The sequence below is a fragment of the Acidobacteriota bacterium genome (assembly GCA_020349885.1).
GTDB lineage: Bacteria > Acidobacteriota.
On sequence record CP070701.1, the window covers coordinates 1,498,333 to 1,516,994 of the forward strand.

An 18,662-nucleotide genomic window follows, 5' to 3' on the forward strand; every position below is an offset into this window, starting at 1 on the left:
CGGAGCCCGTCGTAGCGCGACGCCCCAGCAGCAGGGCGGAGCCTGTTCGGCTCGGCGAAAGCTCCGCCGGAGCCTGCCGTAGCACGGGACGCCTGGGTCGGGGAGCGGGCGTCATTTTCGCTTTGTAAAAAAGTCCGCGGGGAGGAGAAGGCGCAGTCGCCGCCGCGCAGTCGGCGGAACGGCTTCCGGCGCCGTAAGAACGGCATTTTCCAGGGCGCTCCCGCAGCGGCAGTCCCACCGCGCGGGAAAGGTCCGCAACGCCCCGGCGATAAGACGCTTTGCGTTTTGAACGCATCGCTTCAGATTCTCTATGACCTGCTCGATGTTCACGGGAGCCTCGCCTTTCTTCCAGCAGTCGTAATCCGTCGCAAGCGCGACCGTGGCGTAGCAAATCTCGGCCTCGCGCGCGAGGCGCGCTTCCGGAAGGTTCGTCATGCCGATCACGGAAGCGCCCCACGATTGGAAAAGTTTCGACTCGGCCAGCGTCGAGAACTGCGGACCCTCGATGCAAAGATAGGCGCCTCCCTCGTGGCCCCGGAGGCGCAGGCGCTTGGCGGTGCGGTGGAGGTGGCGGCGAAGCACGGGGCAGGTGGGGCGGTCGAAGGAAATGTGGGCCACCACGCCCCCGCCGAAGAAGGTGTTTTCCCGCCGGTGCGTGCGGTCCAGAAACTGGTCTGGAAAGACCATGTCCAGGGGGCGGATGCCCTGGCGCATGCTTCCCGCGGCGCTTACCGAGATGAGGCGGCGGACGCCCAGCTTTTTGAAGCCGTAGAGGTTGGCGCGGAAATTGATTTCAGAGGGCAGCAGCTTGTGCTTGCGCCCATGCCGGGCCAGGAAGGCGACGCGCCGCCCCCCGAGCGTCCCGACCACGTAGGCGTCGGACGGCCGTCCGAAAGGCGTCGTCACGCGCACTTCGTGCACGTCGCGCAATCCCTCTATGGCGTAGAGACCGGTGCCGCCCACGACGCCGATTTCCGCGCGTCTCTTCTCGGAAAGGCGAGGCGAGTGCTTGCGCCGCTTCATAAGGAAGGCAACGTAGCACGCGCCCCGGCCTGAATCAAGAAGGCTCGGGTTCACGGCGCGGCGGAAGCGTTGTTTTGCCGGCTCTGGCGTGGTAGCTTTGAGTTGGCCGTATGACTCGCGCATCCAGACGCAAACTTCTCGTTCCGGCGCTCTTTCTTTCTCTTTTCCTTTCCCCGCTCACGGCGGAGGAAAAAAGAGAGCTTGCTGCTGAGGAGTGCGGCCGGTTCGTCGTGACCCGGCAGGGAGAAGTCGTTTTCCTGGCGGAGGGCGACGCTGCCGTGCGGGAGGTCGAGGACCTGGACCCATACCGCGCGCCGAGGTGGCTGCCGGACGGAAGAAACGTCGTCGTGTGGAATCGACAGGGGGAGCGGATTAACGTTTCTCCGTACGAGAACCCTTCAAGGGAGACGTTGGAGGAAGCCATGGGGACTCAGGATGCGTTTTCTTTCGTTTCGCCGGACGGCGGGCTGCGGGTTTACGTCGATCAGGGCAAGCTCGTCTTTCACGACGGGAAAACCGGCTTCAGGGCGACGCACAAGCAGGCGCCGATGCCTGAGATCGAGCCGGAATTCTCCTCCTCGAACCGCTACGTGAAATACGCGGCGGGCGGTCGGGCCTATATGTACGACCGTGAGGAGAACAAACATTCCATGCTCCCGAAGTGGATTGTGCCTGATGCGCCGATTCGCTGGGCGCCGCACAAGGATTTATTCCTGGTGCACGACGGCGGAAAACTCGGGCTCCTAGTCATGGCCCCGGACGGGAGGTTCAAAAAAATTACCGACAAGGTTTTTTCTCATTTCTCGTGGGCTTCCGAAAGCGGCGCGGTGGTTTATGTGGCCCCCTCGCCCAAGAAGCTCTACGGCTCGGACGTGTATCTCTACGGCCTGGCGGACGGGGCGACTTCACGGGCGGGAGGGCTGAAGACGAAAAACGTGACGTTCCTCGGCACCACACCCCATGGCTCGCACCTGGTCTACCTCTTGCACCCGGGACCACTGCACAAGACGATATCCTTGAATGCGGCACCCGTGCTGAAAGCTTTCGATCTTGCGGCGGGCAAATCGGTCGCGGTCGCCGATGTTCCACGTGGAACGGCGTTCCTCTCGTGGTGGAGCGGGCGGGAGGATGCCGCGGTGCCGTTATTTACCGCTCAGGGCGATTGAGCGGGGCGTTTTCACCGGGCAGGGCGCGCCTCCTCAGGGACGCGGTTAAAACAGGTTTTGGAACGGGCTCTAATCCTCTCCTTCGTTCTTCCCCTCGTCGTCATCGTCGTCAATCAAGCTCTCCACATGCAGCCGCTTGGCGATGTTCATGCGGGCCTCTCGGACTTCCTCCATTTCCTTTTGAAGGCTTCGGATGTCCTTGTTCATTTGTTTGAGCGACTTTCCGACGGACTTGAGGTCGTCCACGACCTTGAAGTTGTCCACGACCTTGAGGTTGTCGAGAAATCCGGCCTCGACGCGGCCACCGTCGAGGCAGAGCCCCGCCAGCATTCCCACGGCGAAGACAAGGACGAAAGAGGTTGTTTTTTTGAATAGGTGTTTCATGGGATCTCCTTTTGGTATTTGGAATTATTTACGGTTGCGCCGATTCCACAACGCTCCGGCGGGACGCCTGCACCGTGGGTACGCTCAACGCTGCCGCGCGCACCTCGCTTCGCATGCGGGCGCGGGGCCCAAACTTGATTGTCCCTGGCGGGTGTTTCGCTACCCTTCCTTAACTGCCGCAACCAGGTCGATCAGCGCCTTCTTGCCGTCTCCAAAGAACATGAGGGTGTTGTCGGCGGCGAAGAGCGGGTTCGGGATGCCCGCGAAGCCGGGGCTGAGGCTGCGCTTGATGACCACGACGGTGCGCGCCTTGTCCACGTCGAGGATGGGCATCCCCGCGATGGGGCTGGTGGGGTCGGTGCGGGCGACGGGATTCACGACGTCGTTGGCGCCGACGACAATCGCCACGTCGGTTTGCGCAAACATGGGGTTAATCTCGTCCATCTCCTTGAGCTTGTCGTAGGGGATGTTCGCCTCGGCCAGAAGGACGTTCATGTGTCCCGGCATGCGGCCCGCGACGGGATGGACGGCGAACTCCACCTCGACGCCCCGCGCTTCGAGAAGGTTCGTCAAATCACGAACGGAGTGTTGCGACTGGGAGACGGCCATGCCGTAGCCGGGGGCGAAGACGACGCGGCGCGCCCCGTCGAAGAGCATCGCCACCTCTTCGGCCGAGGTGCTCTTGACCTTGCCGGCGTAGACCTCGTCGGCGGTGGGGGCGCCTTCGGTCGGGCCGAGCGTGCCGAAAATAACGTTGGCAAGCGAGCGGTTCATCGCCTTGCACATGATGTTTGTGAGGATGAGCCCCGAGGCGCCCACCAGCGAGCCGGCGATGATGAGAACGTTGTTCGAAAGAACGAAGCCCGTGGCCGCGGCGGCCAGACCGGAGTAGGAATTGAGAAGCGAAATCACCACCGGCATGTCGGCCCCGCCGATGGGGAACACCAACAGCAGGCCGAGCACCGAGGCGATGGCGACGATTGCCCAGTACGCCATGGTCTCGGCCGGGTTTGTCACCACCACCGCGCCGAATCCCAGGCACGCGAGGAACAAAATGGCGTTGACCACCTGCTGGCCGGGGTAATGGAGGTTCTTCTTGATGATGTCTTGAAGCTTTATGAAAGCCACGAGGCTTCCCCAGAACGTGACCGCGCCGATGAGTCCCGAGGTGGCGGTGGCTACGGTGAGCTGGTTCGGGGGCTTCCCTCCGCCCGTCGTCGCTTCGATGAGCGCGGCGCCAGCGACGAGCACCGAGGCGCCGCCGCCGAAGCCGTTATAGAGCGCGACGAGCTCCGGCATCGCGGTCATCTTGATTGTTATGGCGAGCACCGCACCGATGGCGGCTCCGACCACGGCCCCCGCGATGATGTATTCGAAGGTCAGGATGTCCTTGTCGAAGAGGGTCACCACGATGGCGAGGAGCATCCCCGTTGCGCCGAGCATGTTTCCGCGCACGGCCTTGCGCGGGTGCGACAGCCCCTTCAGCCCGAAGATGAACAGGACGGCTGCGATGAGATAGGCGATGTTAATCAGGGTAGGTGGCATAGTGCTTTCTCGATATTTTTAGATTTATCACCTGAAAGGGCACGGATTAATCCTTCTTTCTGAACATTGCCAGCATGCGGTGCGTGACCATGAAGCCGCCCACGACGTTAATCGTGGCGAACACGACGGCCGAAAGGCCCAGAATCGTTGTGAGCATGGTCTGCTGGCTCCCGGCGGAAAGGATGGCGCCGATTATGGTGATGCCGGAGATCGCGTTCGCGCCCGACATAAGCGGCGTGTGCAGCGTGGGCGGCACCTTGGTTATGACCTCGAAGCCCACGAAGATGGCGAGAACGAATATCGTGAACGTAATAACAAAAGCTTCCATTAGCTTTCCTTTTTCTGCGTCGACGCGGCCGGCGCGAGGCCCAGGATCTCGCGCACCCGAGGGTGCACGACCTCACCGCCGCGCGTCGTTATGGTTTCGCGCGTGATTTCGTCTTCCATATCCAGTTGGAGCTTTCCGTCCTTCACGAGATGCATGAGGAACGTGGTAATGTTTTTGGCGTACATCTGGCTCGCGTGATAGGGCGTGGTCGAGGGAACGTTCATGGGCCCGAGGACGATGACGTCGTTCTCGACGACGGTCTCGCCGGGACGCGTGAGCGCGCAGTTGCCGCCGCGCTCGGCCGCGAGATCCACAATCACCGAGTGCGGCGCCATACCCTTGACCATTTCGCCAGTGATGAGCACCGGCGCTTTTTTTCCGGGAACGGCAGCGGTGGTAATCACCACGTCGGTTTCCGCGAGAACCTTTCCCATGAGCTCGCGCTGCTTTTTGTAGAACTCTTCGCCCATCGCCTTGGCGTAGCCGCCTTTGTCCTCCGCTTCCGCGGCTTCGAGCGGGAGCTCGACGAACTTGGCGCCGAGGCTTTCCACCTGCTCCTTGACCGCCGGGCGCACGTCGTAGGCGTGCACCACCGCGCCCAGGCGGCCCGCCGTGGCGATGGCCTGGAGACCCGCGACGCCGGCGCCCACTACGAAGACGCGCGCCGGGGTGAGCGTCCCGGCCGCGGTCATGAGCATGGGAAATATCTTGGGAAGGGCGTCCGCCGCAAGGAGCACCGCCTTGTAGCCCGCGACGGTGCCCATCGAGGAGAGGGCGTCCATGCTCTGCGCGCGGGTGATGCGCGGCATGAGCTCCATCGAGAAGGCCATCACGCCGCGCTCGGCGAGCGCCTTGGTCGACTGCGGCTCGCCTAAAGGCTCGCTGAATCCGATGACAACCTGGTCTTTGCGCAGGAGGTCAAGGTCGGCGCGGCCCGCCTCGGGGTTGGCCCCAAGGGCACGCACCTGGAGGATGATGTCGGCGGAGGAGAAAAGCTCGGCGCGGGAGCCGGCGATCTTCGCGCCTTTTTCTTTGTAAGCGGCGTCGGGGAAGCCGGCTTCCGAACCCGCTCCCGCTTCCACCAAAACTTCAAAGCCCGCTTTGCTAAGGGCGGGAATGGAGGCGGGGATAAGGGCGACGCGCCGCTCGTTGGGGAATGTTTCTCTGGGTATTCCTATGCGCATAGGGCAACTTGTGGGGTAGCTTAATTGAAAACGGTGGACATTGCAAGTTTTTTTATAGGTCGGGACAGCTTAATCGAAAACGACGGACATTGCAAGCTTTTAAAAAAACACTTATTTTTTTCTTGAGAGGACGAATTCCGTCAGGGTCTCCAGATCGCGGCGGGCACGGCACTTGGGAAACGTCTCCAGGGCGCGCTTGGCTTCGCGGGCGAAGGCCTGGGCATGGGCCTGCACGCGGCCGACGCCGTCGCTTTCCGAGGCCATGTGCAGGATGTCGTCACGGTGGCGGGCGACAGCCTCGGCGTCTCCGAGGGATTCCCTTAAAACCTGCCTAAGGCGCAGGTTGCCGTCCTTCGTAAAGCACAGGAAAGGCAGCGTCACCTTGCCCTCGGCCAGGTCGCCCAGCATGGGCTTTCCCAGGATGTCCTCGCGCGCCGTGTAGTCCAGGAGGTCGTCCACCAGTTGAAACGCCATGCCGAAATGAAGGCCGAACCGCCAGAGCGCTTCCTCCGTTTCTTCCGGGGCGCCCGCGAGCCGTCCCCCGAGCCGGGCGCAGCCAGCGAAAAGCAGGGCGGTCTTGCGGCGGATGATGTCGAAGTGCTCCTCTTCGGTCAGCTCGGCCGCGCCGCGCCGGTAGTGCTGGACGAGCTCCCCCTGAATCATCTCCACGGTGATGCCGCACAGCGTCTGGAGCACGTCGAGCCGTCCAAGGGCGATGGCTTCGTCCATGGCCTTCGTGTAGAGGTAGTCGCCGAAAAGGACGGCGAGCTCGTTTCCCCACTGGAAGTTGACGCTCCGGTCGCCGCGGCGCAGGCGGGATTCGTCCAGGATGTCGTCGTGCACCAGCGTGGCCAGGTGGATGAGCTCCACGACGACGCCCAGCCGGACGTCGTCCTCGCCCCGGTAGCCCGCCATTTCCGCCGAGAGCATGGCCACCGCGGGGCGAATGCGCTTGCCGCGTGTGAAAAAGAACGCTTCGCCCACCTGCTGGAGCTCGGGGCTGCTGGCGTGCAGGATTTCCGGAAGGTGTGCCTCGAGGGCTTCGAGTTTGGAGGCGAGACCCGGATTGGAGGAAACGGTCAGCATAATACCCTTACGGTTGCTTGTGTTAGTGGCTTTGCATCAGCGTATGTCCTATCGTAGCATGGGAACGCAACGGTTGCAATGGAAATTCCCAAAAAAAGCCGGACGCCGCCGCGAAAAAAGGTGACTCTTCAGGCACGCGACGCATTGATTTTCTTATAGCCCCGTGGTAGAGTTTTTACATTATGACAAGCAAAGAATTACTCGAACGCGAAGCCAAGATTCTTACGCCAGCCCTGGGCTGGGACTCGGGCCTTGTCGTGAAGCGCGGCGCCGGCGCCTACGTCGAGACCGCCGACAAGGAGCGCTTTCTCGACCTCTCCTGCGGAACGGCCACCACGAACATCGGCCACAACCATCCCAAGGTGGTCGAGGCGGCGCGCCGGCAGTTGGAGGCCCTGATCCACTCGGGCTGCGTCTACCACTACGAGTCGCTCGTAGAGCTGGGCGAGCGCCTGCGCAGCATTACGCCGGGCGACATCGGAAAATTCTTCTTTTCCAACAGCGGCGCCGAGGCCGTCGAGGGCTGCGTCAAGCTGGCCAAGTTCGTGACGGGCCGCCCCTCCGTCATCGCCTTCAAGGGGGCGTTTCACGGACGGACCATGGGGGCACTGACGTTCACCACGTCGGCGTCCAAGTACCGGGCGCAGTACCGGCCCCTGCTTCCCGAGATCTACCATGCGGCCTTCCCCGACACGTACCGCCATCCGGGGAGCGGCGGCGCGGAGGAGGCGTGCGACTTCGCGCTCGCGTACATAGAGAAGATGTTCGCTCAGGAGGTGAAGCCGTCGGAGATCGCGGCCATGCTGGTCGAGCCGGTGCAGGGCGAGGGGGGATACCTGGTCGCGCCGAAGCGGTTCTTCCAGCGCCTGCGCGAGCTCTGCACGGAGCACGGCATTTTCCTTATCTTCGACGAGGTGCAGACGGGCATGGGGCGCACGTGCAAGTGGTTCGCGGCCGAGCACCTCGGCGTCACGCCCGACATCATGGCCATGGCGAAGGGCATCGCCTCGGGCTTCCCCCTGAGCGTGGTCGCCTCGACGCCCGAGATTATGGACAAGTGGCCCCCGGGGGCGCACGGCACGACGTTCGGAGGAAACCCCATCTCGTGCGCCGCCTCGTGCGCCACGATCGACGCCATCCGCGAGGAGAAGCTTCTCGAAAACGGCGCCAAGGTCAGCGCGGCGGCTTTCAAGCGCCTCAACGAATGGCCGAAGAAATACAAGGCCGTGGGCGACGTCCGCGGCATAGGGCTGATGATCGGCATCGAGTTCGTCAAGCCCGGCACCAAGGAGCCCGACGCCGAGGCTTTCCAGGCCGTCGCCCGCCATGCCTTGGAGAAACGCGTCATACTCATCAGCTGCGGCCCGGGCGGCAACATCATCCGCCTCATCCCGCCGCTCGTCATCACGGAGGACGAGATGACGCGGGCGCTTGACGTCATCGAGGAAGGCGTTAAAAAACTGGGCGCGTAGGAGGCCGTGGCCGCCGGCCCGCTCCGGTGCTTCGTCAATAAAAGAGGGTTGATCTCGTGGCCAGAAAGCGCATCTTGATCATGGGCGCCGCCGGGCGCGACTTCCATAACTTCAACGCCTTCTTCCGCAGCCGGCGCGACTACGAGGTCGTTGCCTTCACCGCCACCCAGATTCCCAACATAGAGGGCCGCCGCTACCCGGCGTCGCTCGCCGGTCGCCTTTACCCGAAGGGGATTCCCATCTACCCCGAGTCGCGCCTCGAGGAGCTCGTCCGAAAGCTCAAGGTGGACCAGGTGGTTTTCTCCTACAGCGACGTCTCGCACGAGCACGTCATGCACCTCGCGTCGAAGGTCATCGCCTGCGGCACCGATTTCCGTCTCATGGGCACTAGGCACACGGCTGTGCGGGCAAAGAAAGTGCCCGTCGTCACGGTGACGGCGGTGCGCACGGGCTGCGGCAAGAGCCAGACGACGCGCAAGGTGGCGCTGGAGCTTCAAGCCCTGGGCTACCGCCGCGTGGTGGTGGTGCGCCATCCCATGCCCTACGGCAACCTCGAGCGCCAGGCCGTGCAGCGCTTCAAGACCCTCGAGGACCTCGCCCGGCATGACTGCACCATCGAGGAGCGCGAGGAGTACGAGCCCCACATCCGCCGCGGCACCGTGGTCTACGCCGGCGTGGACTACGAAAAAATTCTCCGGCGCGCCGAGCGCGAGGCCGACGTCATCGTCTGGGACGGCGGCAACAACGACCTGCCGTTCTACGAGGGCACGCGCACGCTCGACATCGTGGTCGTCGACCCGCACCGGGCGGGGCACGAGGTTTTGTACCACCCCGGCGAGGCCAACCTGCGCCGCGCCGACGTCATCGTCATCAACAAGATGGCGACCGCCAAGGCGGAGGACGTTCGCCTGGTTAAGAAGAACATCCGCGCCGCGAACCCCGGCGCCGTCGTGGTCCGAGCCGACTCGCCCATCTTCGTGGAGGACGGAAGGAGGCTGCGCCGAAAGCGCGTCCTCGTCGTCGAGGACGGCCCCACGCTCACGCACGGGGGGATGGCGTACGGCGCCGGCGTCATCGCCGCGCGGCAGTACGGGGCAAAGACGCTCGTGGATCCCAGAAAATACGCCGTCCGGTCCATCAAAGAGACCTTCAAGAAATACCCGCACATCGGAAAACTCCTTCCCGCCATGGGCTACGGGAAGAGGCAGGTGCTCGATTTGGAGAAAACCATCAGCCGCACGCCCTGCGACGTAGTCCTCATCGGCACGCCCGTGGACCTGCGCCGCCTGCTGCGGATCGACAAGCCGGCCATGCGCGCCACCTACAAGCTCGCCGAGATCGGCAGGCCCACGCTGCGGGAAATTCTCCGGAAGTTCGGCTTCAAGGGTCGTTAAATCGCCGTAGCAGTCTCCCGCCCGCAACGGGAAACCCTTGAGATTTACCGCCCCGGCGGCGTAAACTTTCGGTGATGGCCACAAAGGCAGAAGCCGCGCCGCCGTTCCGGGTCGGGCAAGCCGCGCCGGGCGAAGCCGTGGCCCCCGGGCCGGCGGGGGACGCATTGAAGAGGATTTTCGCGCCTGACGGCGCGCTCGCGCGGACCCACGGGCGCTTCGAGTTCAGGCCGAGGCAGCTCGAGATGGCGCGGCTCGTCGAGCGGGCCATTTTCGAAAAGCGCCACGCGCTCCTCGAAGCCGAGACCGGCATCGGAAAAACCCTTGCTTACCTTGCACCCGCCCTCATGTCGGGGAAAAAAACCGTCGTCTCGACGAGCACCAAGACGCTCCAGAGCCAGCTCTGGGAAAAGGATATTCCGCTCCTGCGCAGCGTGCTCGATGTGGACTTCGAGGCGGCGCTTTTGAAGGGGCGAAAGAATTACCTGTGCCTGTGGCGGATGCGGGAGGCGCACGAGCGGGCGCTTTTTCATACGAGCGAGGAGGCCGGGGCGTTCGGGGCCGTGCGCGCCTGGGCGGACGAGACGGGGACGGGACATATTTCCGAAATGGCCGCCCTTGCGGAAGATTCTCCCCTCTGGGAGCGCCTCACGGTGTCGAGCGAGGAATGCCTCGGGAGCAAGTGCCCCTTTTACGACGACTGCTTCGTCACCCGCGCGCGCGCCAGGGCGCTTCCCGCCGACCTGATCGTCGTCAACCACCACCTCTACGTCGCCGACCTGGCCGTGCGCGACACGCGGTTCGGAAAAATCATTCCCGACCACGACGTCGTCGTGTTCGACGAGGCGCACACGCTGGAGCGCGTGGCCACGCAGTTCTTCGGCGTAAGCGTGGCGCGCGGCGCGTACGCCCGGTTCGCGGCCGACGCGCGCAAGCGCCTCGCGCCCCCTCGCTCGGAGGCCGAGAAAGAAGGTCACGAAAAAGACGCCGCGCTTCTCTCGGAGCTCGAGGAGGCCGCCTTCGCCTATTTCGACCGCCGCGCTCCCTCGGACTTCGCCCAGCGCGCGCCGCTTCAACCCCATGCGGACGAGGCGGAGTTCCTGCACCTGCACGAGCGGATGCGGGACGCGCTCGCGCGCCTGGAGGCGCGGGCGGGCGCCGCCGGAAGCGATGCCGAGGCGCTTCTCGAGCGCGGCGCCGACCTGCTCGGGCGCACGGAGTTTCTGGCTTCCGCGAGCGACGGGAATTTCGCGTACTTCGTCGAGACCTCGGAGCGCACGCTCATCCTGCGCGCCTATCCCATCGAGGTGGGGCCGCTTCTCGCCGAGCGCGTCTTCGCGCCCCCCAAGACGGCCGTCCTCACCTCGGCGACCCTCACGGTGGGCGGCACCTTCGACTTCGTGCGCTCCCGCCTGGGCGCTCCGGAGGAGAGTCTTTCGCAATCCTTCGAGAGCCAGTTCGACTACGCCGAGCAGTCGCTCCTTTACGTGCCGACGCGCCTTCCCGCGCCCAACGCCCGCGACGCGTTCCTCGAAGGCGCCGCTGGGGAGGCGCGCGCGCTGGTCGAGGCGGCCCGGGGGCGGACGTTTCTCCTCTTTACGAGCTTCGGCTACCTGGAGGCCATCTACGAGCGGCTGCGCGGCCCGCTGAAATCTTTTCGGCTTTTCCGGCAGGGCGACGCCCCGCGCGAGCGCATCCTGGAAGAATTCCGCGAGACGGAAGGGGCCGTCCTGTTCGGCACCGCTTCGTTCTGGGAGGGCGTGGACATCCAGGGCGACGCGCTCGTTGCGGTCGTCGTGGACCGGTTGCCCTTCGAGGTTCCCGACGACCCGCTTTTGAAGGCGCGCCTCGCCCGGGTCGAGGCGGCCGGAAAAAACCCCTTCTGGGACTACCAGGTGCCGCAGGCGGCGCTTTCGCTCAAGCAGGGCCTCGGGCGCCTGATTCGAAGCCGCACCGACCGCGGCGTCCTGTGCGTGCTCGACAGCCGCATCGTCAAGCGGGCCTACGGCAAGGTTTTTCTCAAAACGCTTCCCCCGTGCCGCCTCACGAGCCGCCGCGAGGAAGCGCTCGGCTTCCTGCACCAATGCTGAGGCAAGGCCGGTCGATGGTCGACGGTCAACGGTCGATGGTCAGACTATTTCGGCCAATAGAACAGGACCATCGACTATCGACCATCGACTATCAACCGTCGAGGGCGGCGTCTTTCGTCTTTTGTCTTTTGACGCTCGCTCTCTGCTCCGCGCCTCTGCGTTCAGACGAGCGCCCCTCGCTCGTTCTTGTCTGCGACACCGAGCGCGGTTTCGGCGAGATAATAGAGCTCCCGCACGTCCGGCGTGAGAGCGCGTCGTTCAACGCGTGGGTGAATCGCGAGAACGAGCGCATCAAGGCCGAGCAGGAGGCGCTCCACCGGCTGCGCCGCGAGGTGGAGGAGCTTCGCGACATGGGGCTTTCGGAAGAAGCGCGGGCGCTCGAGGAAACGTTCCTTGCGCGCCAGGGCGCCTTCGAGAAGGAATTCGAGCGTGTGGCTTCCGGGATCGCCGAGCGGCGCCTCGAGGTGCGCGACGCCATCGAGGAACAACTCGTCTTTCTCGTTCGAGAGCTTGCCGAGGAGCGCGGGGCCGCTCTCGTTTTCGAGGACCGCGGCCAGCTTGTCATCTACAGCACCGCGCTCGACGTCACCGGCGAGGTCGTCCGCCGCTACGGGGAGCGCTTCGATTCGCTCGAGTCGCCCTACTCGAAAGGCGTGCCGCCCCCGGCGGAGGCGCCGCGCGGGGAAGATCTGCTTCAGGGAATGCGGGTGTTCGAGCCGCCCCTAGTGAAAAGTCCCGAGGCGCTTCCGCCTCCCGAAGGGGGAGGGCCGGTAAGCGAAGCGGCCCTCGCCCTGGGCCGGCGGGCGCTCCTCGAGGAGGGGGACGCCGCGAAAGCGCTCCGCGTATGGGGCGCCATGCTTGAGCGTGCCGGGGGGCCGCTTTTTGCGCTCGGCACGGAGCCGCTCTGCGGCCCCGTGGACTTGAAGGCACAGGTGGAGCACGCTGGAGCGCGGGCGTTCGCTGTCGAGGACGGGGAAGGCTGCGTTCGCGTTATCAGGGAAGTATTCCGCACGAAGCAGGAGGCCGACGCGGCGCGGGAGGAGGGCAGCTGGGAAGTAGTGAGGCTGAAGTAGGGGGGCTGCTCTGTCGAAAAGCTTTCCACAAGACAACGTACAACGGTGTAAAGTTGGAAATAAGCAATGCGCTCAGCAACCCTAACAAAGAAGGGTAAGACAAACAGAGCTTCTTTGTTGAGATTCTAAAATGCCTGGTTGAATGTCCGCATGCTATTGTGAATCGAGCTCCTTTTCTTCCTCCTCCTTCTTTCGCTCTTGCCTCTTGTTATACTCCGTGGCGACGTGGAGCACGATGCAAAGTGCCACCAATAGGCCAATCATTACCCAGTGGGGGATGCTTCCAATAACCCACAACACTGCGCCCACAATCAGAAGCAGCAGGATCGATTCCTTCGTGTAGACGATTCGCTTTTTCATGGGACTGACCTACACTCTATCACTTATATTTTTTCTTAAACAACTCGGGGCACTCGTCGCGTGTCCTTGCGCTGTTGTTTAAGTAAGCGGGACTCGTTCAGAGCGCTCGGGGGACAGGAACTGGCCAACCCCGACGAAGTCGGGGCAAGTCTTTCTCGTAGTGGTTTGAAGGCGCGGGGTGCTCGCCTTCGCGCAGCTAGGCTTCGGCGGAGCGAGGTAGCCCGCGCCCTAAAAAAATCCGGTAAACTCCAACGCACGCATGCGCTCCCCCGCGCGTCATCCCGACCGAAGCGGAGGGATCGGTTTTCTTGTAGCGTGAGAAGACGATTCCTCGACTACGGCCTTCTCGCCGCGCAAGCGCTGGCGCAGGGATCGGCCTCCGCTCGGAATGACACGAGAGGGGCGGGCGGCAAAATCCGGCACATGCGGCAAAAGCGGCAAGAACGGCAAAAGCGGCAAGAACGGCAAAAACGGCAAATCCGGCAAAATCCTTGACAAATCGCCGGGGTGGCATACATGGAGAAGTATGGAGTAAGGAGTATGGTCATGAAGAACGTAGAACGATAGGACGATGAACGTAAAGCCGGGAAAGAAAAACTTTTTAAAAAAGGGCGATTCTACAAAACAAAGCCTACAAATCGCGTCAACAAAGGATTTTTAAATTGGCCCTAGGAACAAAGCCACTAAGTCGCGTGGATAAAGGATTTTTTAAAACTCAAACAAAGCCGCTAAGTATATATGAATAAAGACTTTTTTGATTTCTCCGGGAACGAACCCCAACTAAAATCGGGGCAAGCTTTAGCCGGAATAAACCTCAGGCGGGCGTTCGCGAACGGAAGACTTCTTCTAGGACGCCTTCCTTTTCTTGCGGTGCTCGTAGGCGGCGCCGATGAACGACGCGAAAAGGGGCTGCGGGACGAGCGGGCGCGACTTGAACTCCGGGTGGAACTGGCAGGCCAGGAACCACGGGTGGTCGGGAATTTCCACGATCTCGACGAGTTTCCCGTCGGGCGACATTCCCGAAAAGCGCAGGCCCGCCTCCCGGAGGCGCGGCACGAACTCGGGATTGCACTCGTAGCGGTGGCGGTGGCGCTCGCTTATCTCCGGCACCTCGTAGATCGACTCCGCGAGGGAGTTCTTCTCCAGGCGGCAGGGGTAGGCCCCGAGGCGCATCGTGCCGCCCATCTCCTCGACGCCGAGGAGGTCGCGGAGCTTGAAGACGAGCTTGTGCGGGGCGTTTTCGTCGAACTCCGTGGAGTTCGCGCCCTTGATGCCGCACACGTTGCGCCCGAACTCGATGACGGCGCACTGGGCGCCGAGGCAGATTCCGAAGAACGGCACCTTTTGCTCGCGCGCGTGGCGGACGGCGGAAATTTTTCCCTCGATTCCGCGCTCGCCGAACCCCCCCGGAACCAGGATGCCGTCCAAGTGACTCAGAGCCTCGGCCGTGTTTCCGTCCCTCAGGGCCTCGGCGTCCACCCACTCGAGGCGCGTCCGCAACTTGTGGGCGAAGCCGCCGTGCGCGAGCGCCTCGTTCAGGCTCTTGTAGGAGTCCTCGTAGCCGACGTACTTTCCGACGACGCCGATGACCACCTCGTCGCGGGGGTGCTTTATCTCGTGCACCAGCGTCTCCCATTCCGAGAGGTTCGCGTGGGAGGGCGGCAGGTTGAGCTCCTTCGTGATGATGGAGTCGAGGCCTTCCTTATGAAGCGCGAGCGGCACCTCGTAGACGCTTTCCACGTCCTGCGCCGTGATGACGGCCTCGGGCGGGACGTTGCAGAAGAGGGCGATCTTCGCCTTGAGCTCCGCGGGAAGCGGCCGGTCGGCGCGGCAGAGGAGCGCGTCGGGCTGGATGCCGATGGCGCGCAGGTCGCGCACCGTGTGCTGCGTGGGCTTGGTCTTGAGCTCCTTCGCCACCGCGATGTAGGGAACGAGTGTCAGGTGGATGAAAAGGGCGTTGGAGGGCCCCACCTCGTAGCGGAATTGCCGTATCGCCTCGAGGAAGGGAAGGGACTCGATGTCGCCCACCGTGCCCCCCACCTCGACGATGAGAATGTCGTTGTCCTGCGCGGCGCTCTCGACGGCGTACTTGATTTCCTCCGTCACGTGCGGCACCACCTGGACGGTTTTTCCGAGATAGTCTCCCTTGCGCTCTTTTTTGAGGATCGATTCGTAGACCTGCCCCGTCGTGAAGTTGCTCGCCTTGGAGGTGCGGTGCGCCGTGAAGCGCTCGTAGTGGCCCAGGTCGAGGTCGGTCTCGGCTCCGTCGTCGGTCACGAAAACCTCGCCGTGCTGGTAGGGGCTCATCGTGCCGGGGTCGACGTTGAGGTAAGGGTCGAGCTTCTGGAGGCCCACCGTGAAGCCGCGGTGCTCGAGGAGGCAGCCGATGGAGGCCGACGCGAGGCCCTTGCCGAGCGACGAGACGACGCCGCCCGTGACGAAGATGTATTTCGTTCCTATGACTCGCTTGCGGGCGTTGCGGGTGGGGGTCATGGATTCTTTTTCATCCTCCTTTCCGCCTCCTCGACGTCCTCCTTCGTATCCACGCCGAACGGTTTTCCCGACGTCTCGGCGCAATGGATGCGGACTCCATGCTCCAAAGCGCGCAGCTGCTCCAGGCGCTCGGCCCGCTCGAGGAACGTTTCCGGCCACGAGGCCAGCTCCTGGAGGAAATCGCTCCGGTAGGCGTAGAGGCCGACATGGCGATGGAAGATCGAGGAATTGGAAATATCCCGAGGAACGCCGTCTGCCTCGCCGCGCACATAGGGCAAGGCGCGGCGGGAAAAATAGAGGGCGAAACCTTGCGAATCGACGACGACCTTGACGATGTTGGGATTGAGAAGATCTTCCGTCGATTCGAGCGGCCTTCGGAGCGAGGCCATCTTCAGGCTCGCGTCTTTGCCGAACGGCTCGGTAATTTCCCGAATCATCGCCGCCCCGACGAACAGCTCGTCGCCCTGCACATTGACCACGATGCCGGCGGGGAGATTTTTCGAGGCCTCGGCGACGCGCTCCGTTCCCGATTTGTGGTTCGCGGACGTGAGGAAGGCCTCGCCGCCGAACGCTTGGACAGCATCCAAGACGCGAGCGTCGTCCGTGGCGACAAGAATTTTGCCCTTCCATCCCTCGGCGAGGCTTTCCCACACGCGGCGGATGAGGGGCTTTCCCGCGACGGGGACAAGGGGTTTCCCTGGCAGGCGCTCCGAACGGTAGCGCGCGGGAATGACGACGGTCACTTCCTCTGCGGGCACAAGCAAGCATAGCCAAGATGCTGGAAGGAGTCAAACCAATTCGGCCGGAAAAAATTTTGCCGGAAGAAATCCGTGGGCGCGCCGCACGTTTCTCCGTATAATGGCTGGAGGTCGAAACGGTCGCCTCGAAATGAAAAAACCGCCCGGGCTTGACACTCCCGTCCAGTACGTCAAAGGCGTGGGGCCGCGCCGAGCGCAGGAGTTTGCCGAGGCCGGCGTACACACGGTCGAGGACCTCCTCTGCCGCCTGCCCTTCCGCTACGAGGACCGCACGCATTTCCGCCCCCTCGCAAGCGTGCGGCCGGGCGAGGCCGTCACGGTCGCCGGCGAGGTGGTGGAGTGCGGCGTCCGGAGGACGCGCCTCCGCCGCATGGAGAACTGCGAGCTCGTGCTGGACGACGGCACGGCCACGCTCGGCGCCATCTGGTTCAACCAGCCGTTTCTGAGAAAATTGTTCAAGCGCGGCCAGCGCGTCATCCTTTACGGTGTCGTCAAGCTGCGCGCGTTTCGCGGCCGGCCCAGCGTGCTTCAGATGGAGGGACCGGACTTCGAGATAGCCGGGGACGAGCGCGACGCCGTCCACATGGGCGCCATCGTTCCGGTCTACGAGCGCCTGGGGAGCGTCTCTCCCAAGGCCGTGCGCGTGCTCATGCACGGCCTTCTCGAAAAAATCCCGCCGGAGATTCCCGAGGTGCTGCCCCCCTCCATTGTGCGTGAGGCGGGACTCATGCCGCGGCGCGAGGCCTTCCATGAGGCGCATTTCCCGAAAAGTTTTCGCGACCTCGCCGCCCTGAACGACTTCGCGTCCCCGGCGCACCGGCGCCTCATCTTTGAAGACCTGTTCGCCCTTCAGTGCGGCCTGCTCCTGCGCAAGGGCAAGGCGGAGGAGTCGCCTGGAATCGCTTTCAAGACGAGCGACGAGATACGCGAGATTCTCAAGAAAATTCTTCCCTTTCACCTCACCGGCGCCCAGCGCCGCGCCCTCAAGGAGATTGTGGATGACATGACCGTTCCGCGCCCCATGCACCGCCTGCTCCAGGGCGACGTGGGCTGCGGCAAGACCATCGTCGCGCTTTTGGCCATGCTCATCGCCGTCGAAAACGGCCGCCAGGCGGCGTTCATGGTTCCGACCGAAATTCTCGCGGAGCAGCATTACTTCAACATCCGCGAGCTTCTCAAGGGTACGCGCTACCGCGCGGTCCTCCTTACGGGGCCGCGGAAGGGAAAAGCCAAGAAGACGGCCCTCCAGGCGATCGCCGCGGGCGACGCGCACATCGTGCTCGGCACGCACGCCGTCATCGAGAAGCAGGTGCAGTTTCACAGGCTCGGCTTCGTCGTAATCGACGAGCAGCACCGCTTCGGCGTCCTCCAGCGCGCGCGCCTCATCGAGAAAAGCCGCCTTTCGGACTCGTCCGACAAGTCGGGAATTTCCTCCGCGTCCCGGCAGGACGAGGGGCTGCCCGACGTTCTGGTCATGACGGCGACGCCCATCCCGCGCTCGCTCGCCCTCACGCTCTACGGCGACCTGAACGTGTCCGTCATCGACGAGATGCCTCCGGGACGCACGCCCGTCGTCACGCGCATCACCGACGAGGCGAAACGCGGTCAGGTTTACTCATTCATCCGCCGCGAGGTGGAAGAAGGCGGGCAGGCCTACGTCGTCTATCCCCTCATCGAGGATTCTCCGAAGAAGACCGACCTCAAGGCGGCCGTCAAGATGTTCGAGCACCTCCAGAAGGACGTGTTTCCCGACCTGTCGATCGCCCTTCTTCACGGCCGCGTGAAGAGCGAGGAAAAAGACGCCATCATGCAGCGCTTCAAGGAGGGCGGCGTGCACGTTCTCGTTTCGACGACGGTCATCGAGGTGGGCGTGGACGTGGCGAACGCCTCCATCATGCTCATCGAGAACGCCGAGCGCTTCGGGCTCGCACAGCTGCACCAGCTCCGTGGGCGCGTGGGGCGCGGCAGGAGGAAATCCTACTGCATTCTGCTCGCCAGCGCCCGCCTCACCGAGGAGGCGCGGATGCGCCTTGGGGTGATGGAGGAGACGAACGACGGCTTCAAGATTTCCGAGAAAGACCTTGAGATTCGCGGCCCCGGCGATTTCTTCGGCACGGCGCAGAGCGGGATGATGCCGCTCCGCGTGGCGAACATTCTCCGCGACCGCAAGCTCATGGAGGAGGCGCGGCGCACCGCGGCGTCGTTCCTGGCGTCACTTGAAGGCAGGAGCGAGAGCGAGCGCCGCGCGGCTCTATTCGGCGTCCTCGAGCGCTGGAAGGGCCAGCTGGAGCTGGTGACGGTGGGATGAT

The 18,662-nt window shown here is 63.6% G+C and carries 15 protein-coding genes; 6 read left to right on the forward strand and 9 right to left on the reverse strand.

Annotated features, from left to right (window positions below; translation table 11 throughout):
• Window positions 1-111: 111 nt before the first annotated feature.
• Window positions 112-1,023 (reverse strand): S-methyl-5'-thioadenosine phosphorylase, encoded by a 912-nt coding sequence (gene mtnP, locus JSV08_06510; protein ID UCF80167.1) that lies wholly within the window; start codon window positions 1,021-1,023, stop codon window positions 112-114.
• Between the two features lie 110 nt (window positions 1,024-1,133).
• On the opposite strand from mtnP, the gene JSV08_06515 reads away from it, so the two are divergent.
• Entirely contained in the window at window positions 1,134-2,189 is a 1,056-nt protein-coding gene (locus tag JSV08_06515) for a hypothetical protein (GenBank protein ID UCF80168.1), read from the forward strand.
• A gap of 69 nt (window positions 2,190-2,258) precedes the next feature.
• On the opposite strand, the gene JSV08_06520 is transcribed toward JSV08_06515, so the two are convergent.
• The 5 genes from JSV08_06520 to JSV08_06540 form a co-directional block, all read right to left on the reverse strand.
• Complete coding sequence (locus tag JSV08_06520) at window positions 2,259-2,573, reverse strand: hypothetical protein (GenBank protein ID UCF80169.1); 315 nt, start codon at window positions 2,571-2,573, stop codon at window positions 2,259-2,261.
• A gap of 159 nt (window positions 2,574-2,732) precedes the next feature.
• Window positions 2,733-4,118 (reverse strand): NAD(P)(+) transhydrogenase (Re/Si-specific) subunit beta, encoded by a 1,386-nt coding sequence (locus JSV08_06525; GenBank protein UCF80170.1) that lies wholly within the window; start codon window positions 4,116-4,118, stop codon window positions 2,733-2,735.
• Between the two features lie 46 nt (window positions 4,119-4,164).
• Window positions 4,165-4,446 (reverse strand): NAD(P) transhydrogenase subunit alpha, encoded by a 282-nt coding sequence (locus tag JSV08_06530; protein UCF80171.1) that lies wholly within the window; start codon window positions 4,444-4,446, stop codon window positions 4,165-4,167.
• Window positions 4,446-5,630: a Re/Si-specific NAD(P)(+) transhydrogenase subunit alpha gene (locus tag JSV08_06535; protein UCF80172.1), complete on the reverse strand. Its 1,185-nt coding sequence runs from the start codon at window positions 5,628-5,630 to the stop codon at window positions 4,446-4,448. Before JSV08_06535 ends, JSV08_06530 begins: the two co-directional genes overlap by 1 nt.
• A 111-nt stretch (window positions 5,631-5,741) precedes the next feature.
• Window positions 5,742-6,716 (reverse strand): polyprenyl synthetase family protein, encoded by a 975-nt coding sequence (locus JSV08_06540; GenBank protein ID UCF80173.1) that lies wholly within the window; start codon window positions 6,714-6,716, stop codon window positions 5,742-5,744.
• Window positions 6,717-6,898: 182 nt separating this feature from the next.
• On the opposite strand from JSV08_06540, the gene JSV08_06545 reads away from it, so the two are divergent.
• The 4 genes from JSV08_06545 to JSV08_06560 all read left to right on the forward strand — a co-directional run bounded on the left by JSV08_06545 (window position 6,899) and on the right by JSV08_06560 (window position 12,742).
• Window positions 6,899-8,188, forward strand: a complete 1,290-nt coding sequence (locus JSV08_06545) for an aspartate aminotransferase family protein (protein UCF80174.1) — start codon at window positions 6,899-6,901, stop codon at window positions 8,186-8,188.
• A gap of 80 nt (window positions 8,189-8,268) precedes the next feature.
• Complete coding sequence (locus JSV08_06550) at window positions 8,269-9,582, forward strand: GTPase (GenBank protein UCF81849.1); 1,314 nt, start codon at window positions 8,269-8,271, stop codon at window positions 9,580-9,582.
• A gap of 74 nt (window positions 9,583-9,656) precedes the next feature.
• Window positions 9,657-11,669, forward strand: coding sequence for an ATP-dependent DNA helicase (locus JSV08_06555; GenBank protein ID UCF80175.1), 2,013 nt, complete (start codon window positions 9,657-9,659; stop codon window positions 11,667-11,669).
• A gap of 128 nt (window positions 11,670-11,797) precedes the next feature.
• On the forward strand, window positions 11,798-12,742 hold the full coding sequence (locus JSV08_06560; GenBank protein UCF80176.1) for an OmpH family outer membrane protein: 945 nt from the start codon (window positions 11,798-11,800) through the stop codon (window positions 12,740-12,742).
• Between the two features lie 153 nt (window positions 12,743-12,895).
• Here the strand turns inward: JSV08_06560 and JSV08_06565 are convergent, their stop codons facing one another.
• The 3 genes from JSV08_06565 to kdsB all read right to left on the reverse strand — a co-directional run bounded on the left by JSV08_06565 (window position 12,896) and on the right by kdsB (window position 16,338).
• Complete coding sequence (locus JSV08_06565) at window positions 12,896-13,102, reverse strand: hypothetical protein (protein ID UCF80177.1); 207 nt, start codon at window positions 13,100-13,102, stop codon at window positions 12,896-12,898.
• An 846-nt stretch (window positions 13,103-13,948) separates the two neighbouring features.
• Entirely contained in the window at window positions 13,949-15,595 is a 1,647-nt protein-coding gene (locus JSV08_06570) for a CTP synthase (protein ID UCF80178.1), read from the reverse strand.
• Window positions 15,592-16,338: a 3-deoxy-manno-octulosonate cytidylyltransferase gene (kdsB, locus tag JSV08_06575; protein ID UCF81850.1), complete on the reverse strand. Its 747-nt coding sequence runs from the start codon at window positions 16,336-16,338 to the stop codon at window positions 15,592-15,594. Before kdsB ends, JSV08_06570 begins: the two co-directional genes overlap by 4 nt.
• 145 nt (window positions 16,339-16,483) lie before the next feature.
• On the opposite strand from kdsB, the gene recG reads away from it, so the two are divergent.
• Entirely contained in the window at window positions 16,484-18,661 is a 2,178-nt protein-coding gene (gene recG, locus JSV08_06580) for an ATP-dependent DNA helicase RecG (GenBank protein ID UCF80179.1), read from the forward strand.
• Window position 18,662 lies beyond the last annotated feature (1 nt).

Bases quoted from the DNA above. Each gene is read 5' to 3' on its own strand.
- mtnP (UCF80167.1), bottom strand. From the start codon at position 1,023: ATGAAGCGGCGCAAGCACTCGCCTCGCCTTTCCGAGAAGAGACGCGCG.
- JSV08_06515 (UCF80168.1), top strand. From the start codon at position 1,134: ATGACTCGCGCATCCAGACGCAAACTTCTCGTTCCGGCGCTCTTTCTT.
- JSV08_06520 (UCF80169.1), bottom strand. From the start codon at position 2,573: ATGAAACACCTATTCAAAAAAACAACCTCTTTCGTCCTTGTCTTCGCC.
- JSV08_06525 (UCF80170.1), bottom strand. From the start codon at position 4,118: ATGCCACCTACCCTGATTAACATCGCCTATCTCATCGCAGCCGTCCTG.
- JSV08_06530 (UCF80171.1), bottom strand. From the start codon at position 4,446: ATGGAAGCTTTTGTTATTACGTTCACGATATTCGTTCTCGCCATCTTC.
- JSV08_06535 (UCF80172.1), bottom strand. From the start codon at position 5,630: ATGCGCATAGGAATACCCAGAGAAACATTCCCCAACGAGCGGCGCGTC.
- JSV08_06540 (UCF80173.1), bottom strand. From the start codon at position 6,716: ATGCTGACCGTTTCCTCCAATCCGGGTCTCGCCTCCAAACTCGAAGCC.
- JSV08_06545 (UCF80174.1), top strand. From the start codon at position 6,899: ATGACAAGCAAAGAATTACTCGAACGCGAAGCCAAGATTCTTACGCCA.
- JSV08_06550 (UCF81849.1), top strand. From the start codon at position 8,269: ATGGGCGCCGCCGGGCGCGACTTCCATAACTTCAACGCCTTCTTCCGC.
- JSV08_06555 (UCF80175.1), top strand. From the start codon at position 9,657: ATGGCCACAAAGGCAGAAGCCGCGCCGCCGTTCCGGGTCGGGCAAGCC.
- JSV08_06565 (UCF80177.1), bottom strand. From the start codon at position 13,102: ATGAAAAAGCGAATCGTCTACACGAAGGAATCGATCCTGCTGCTTCTG.
- JSV08_06570 (UCF80178.1), bottom strand. From the start codon at position 15,595: ATGACCCCCACCCGCAACGCCCGCAAGCGAGTCATAGGAACGAAATAC.
- recG (UCF80179.1), top strand. From the start codon at position 16,484: ATGAAAAAACCGCCCGGGCTTGACACTCCCGTCCAGTACGTCAAAGGC.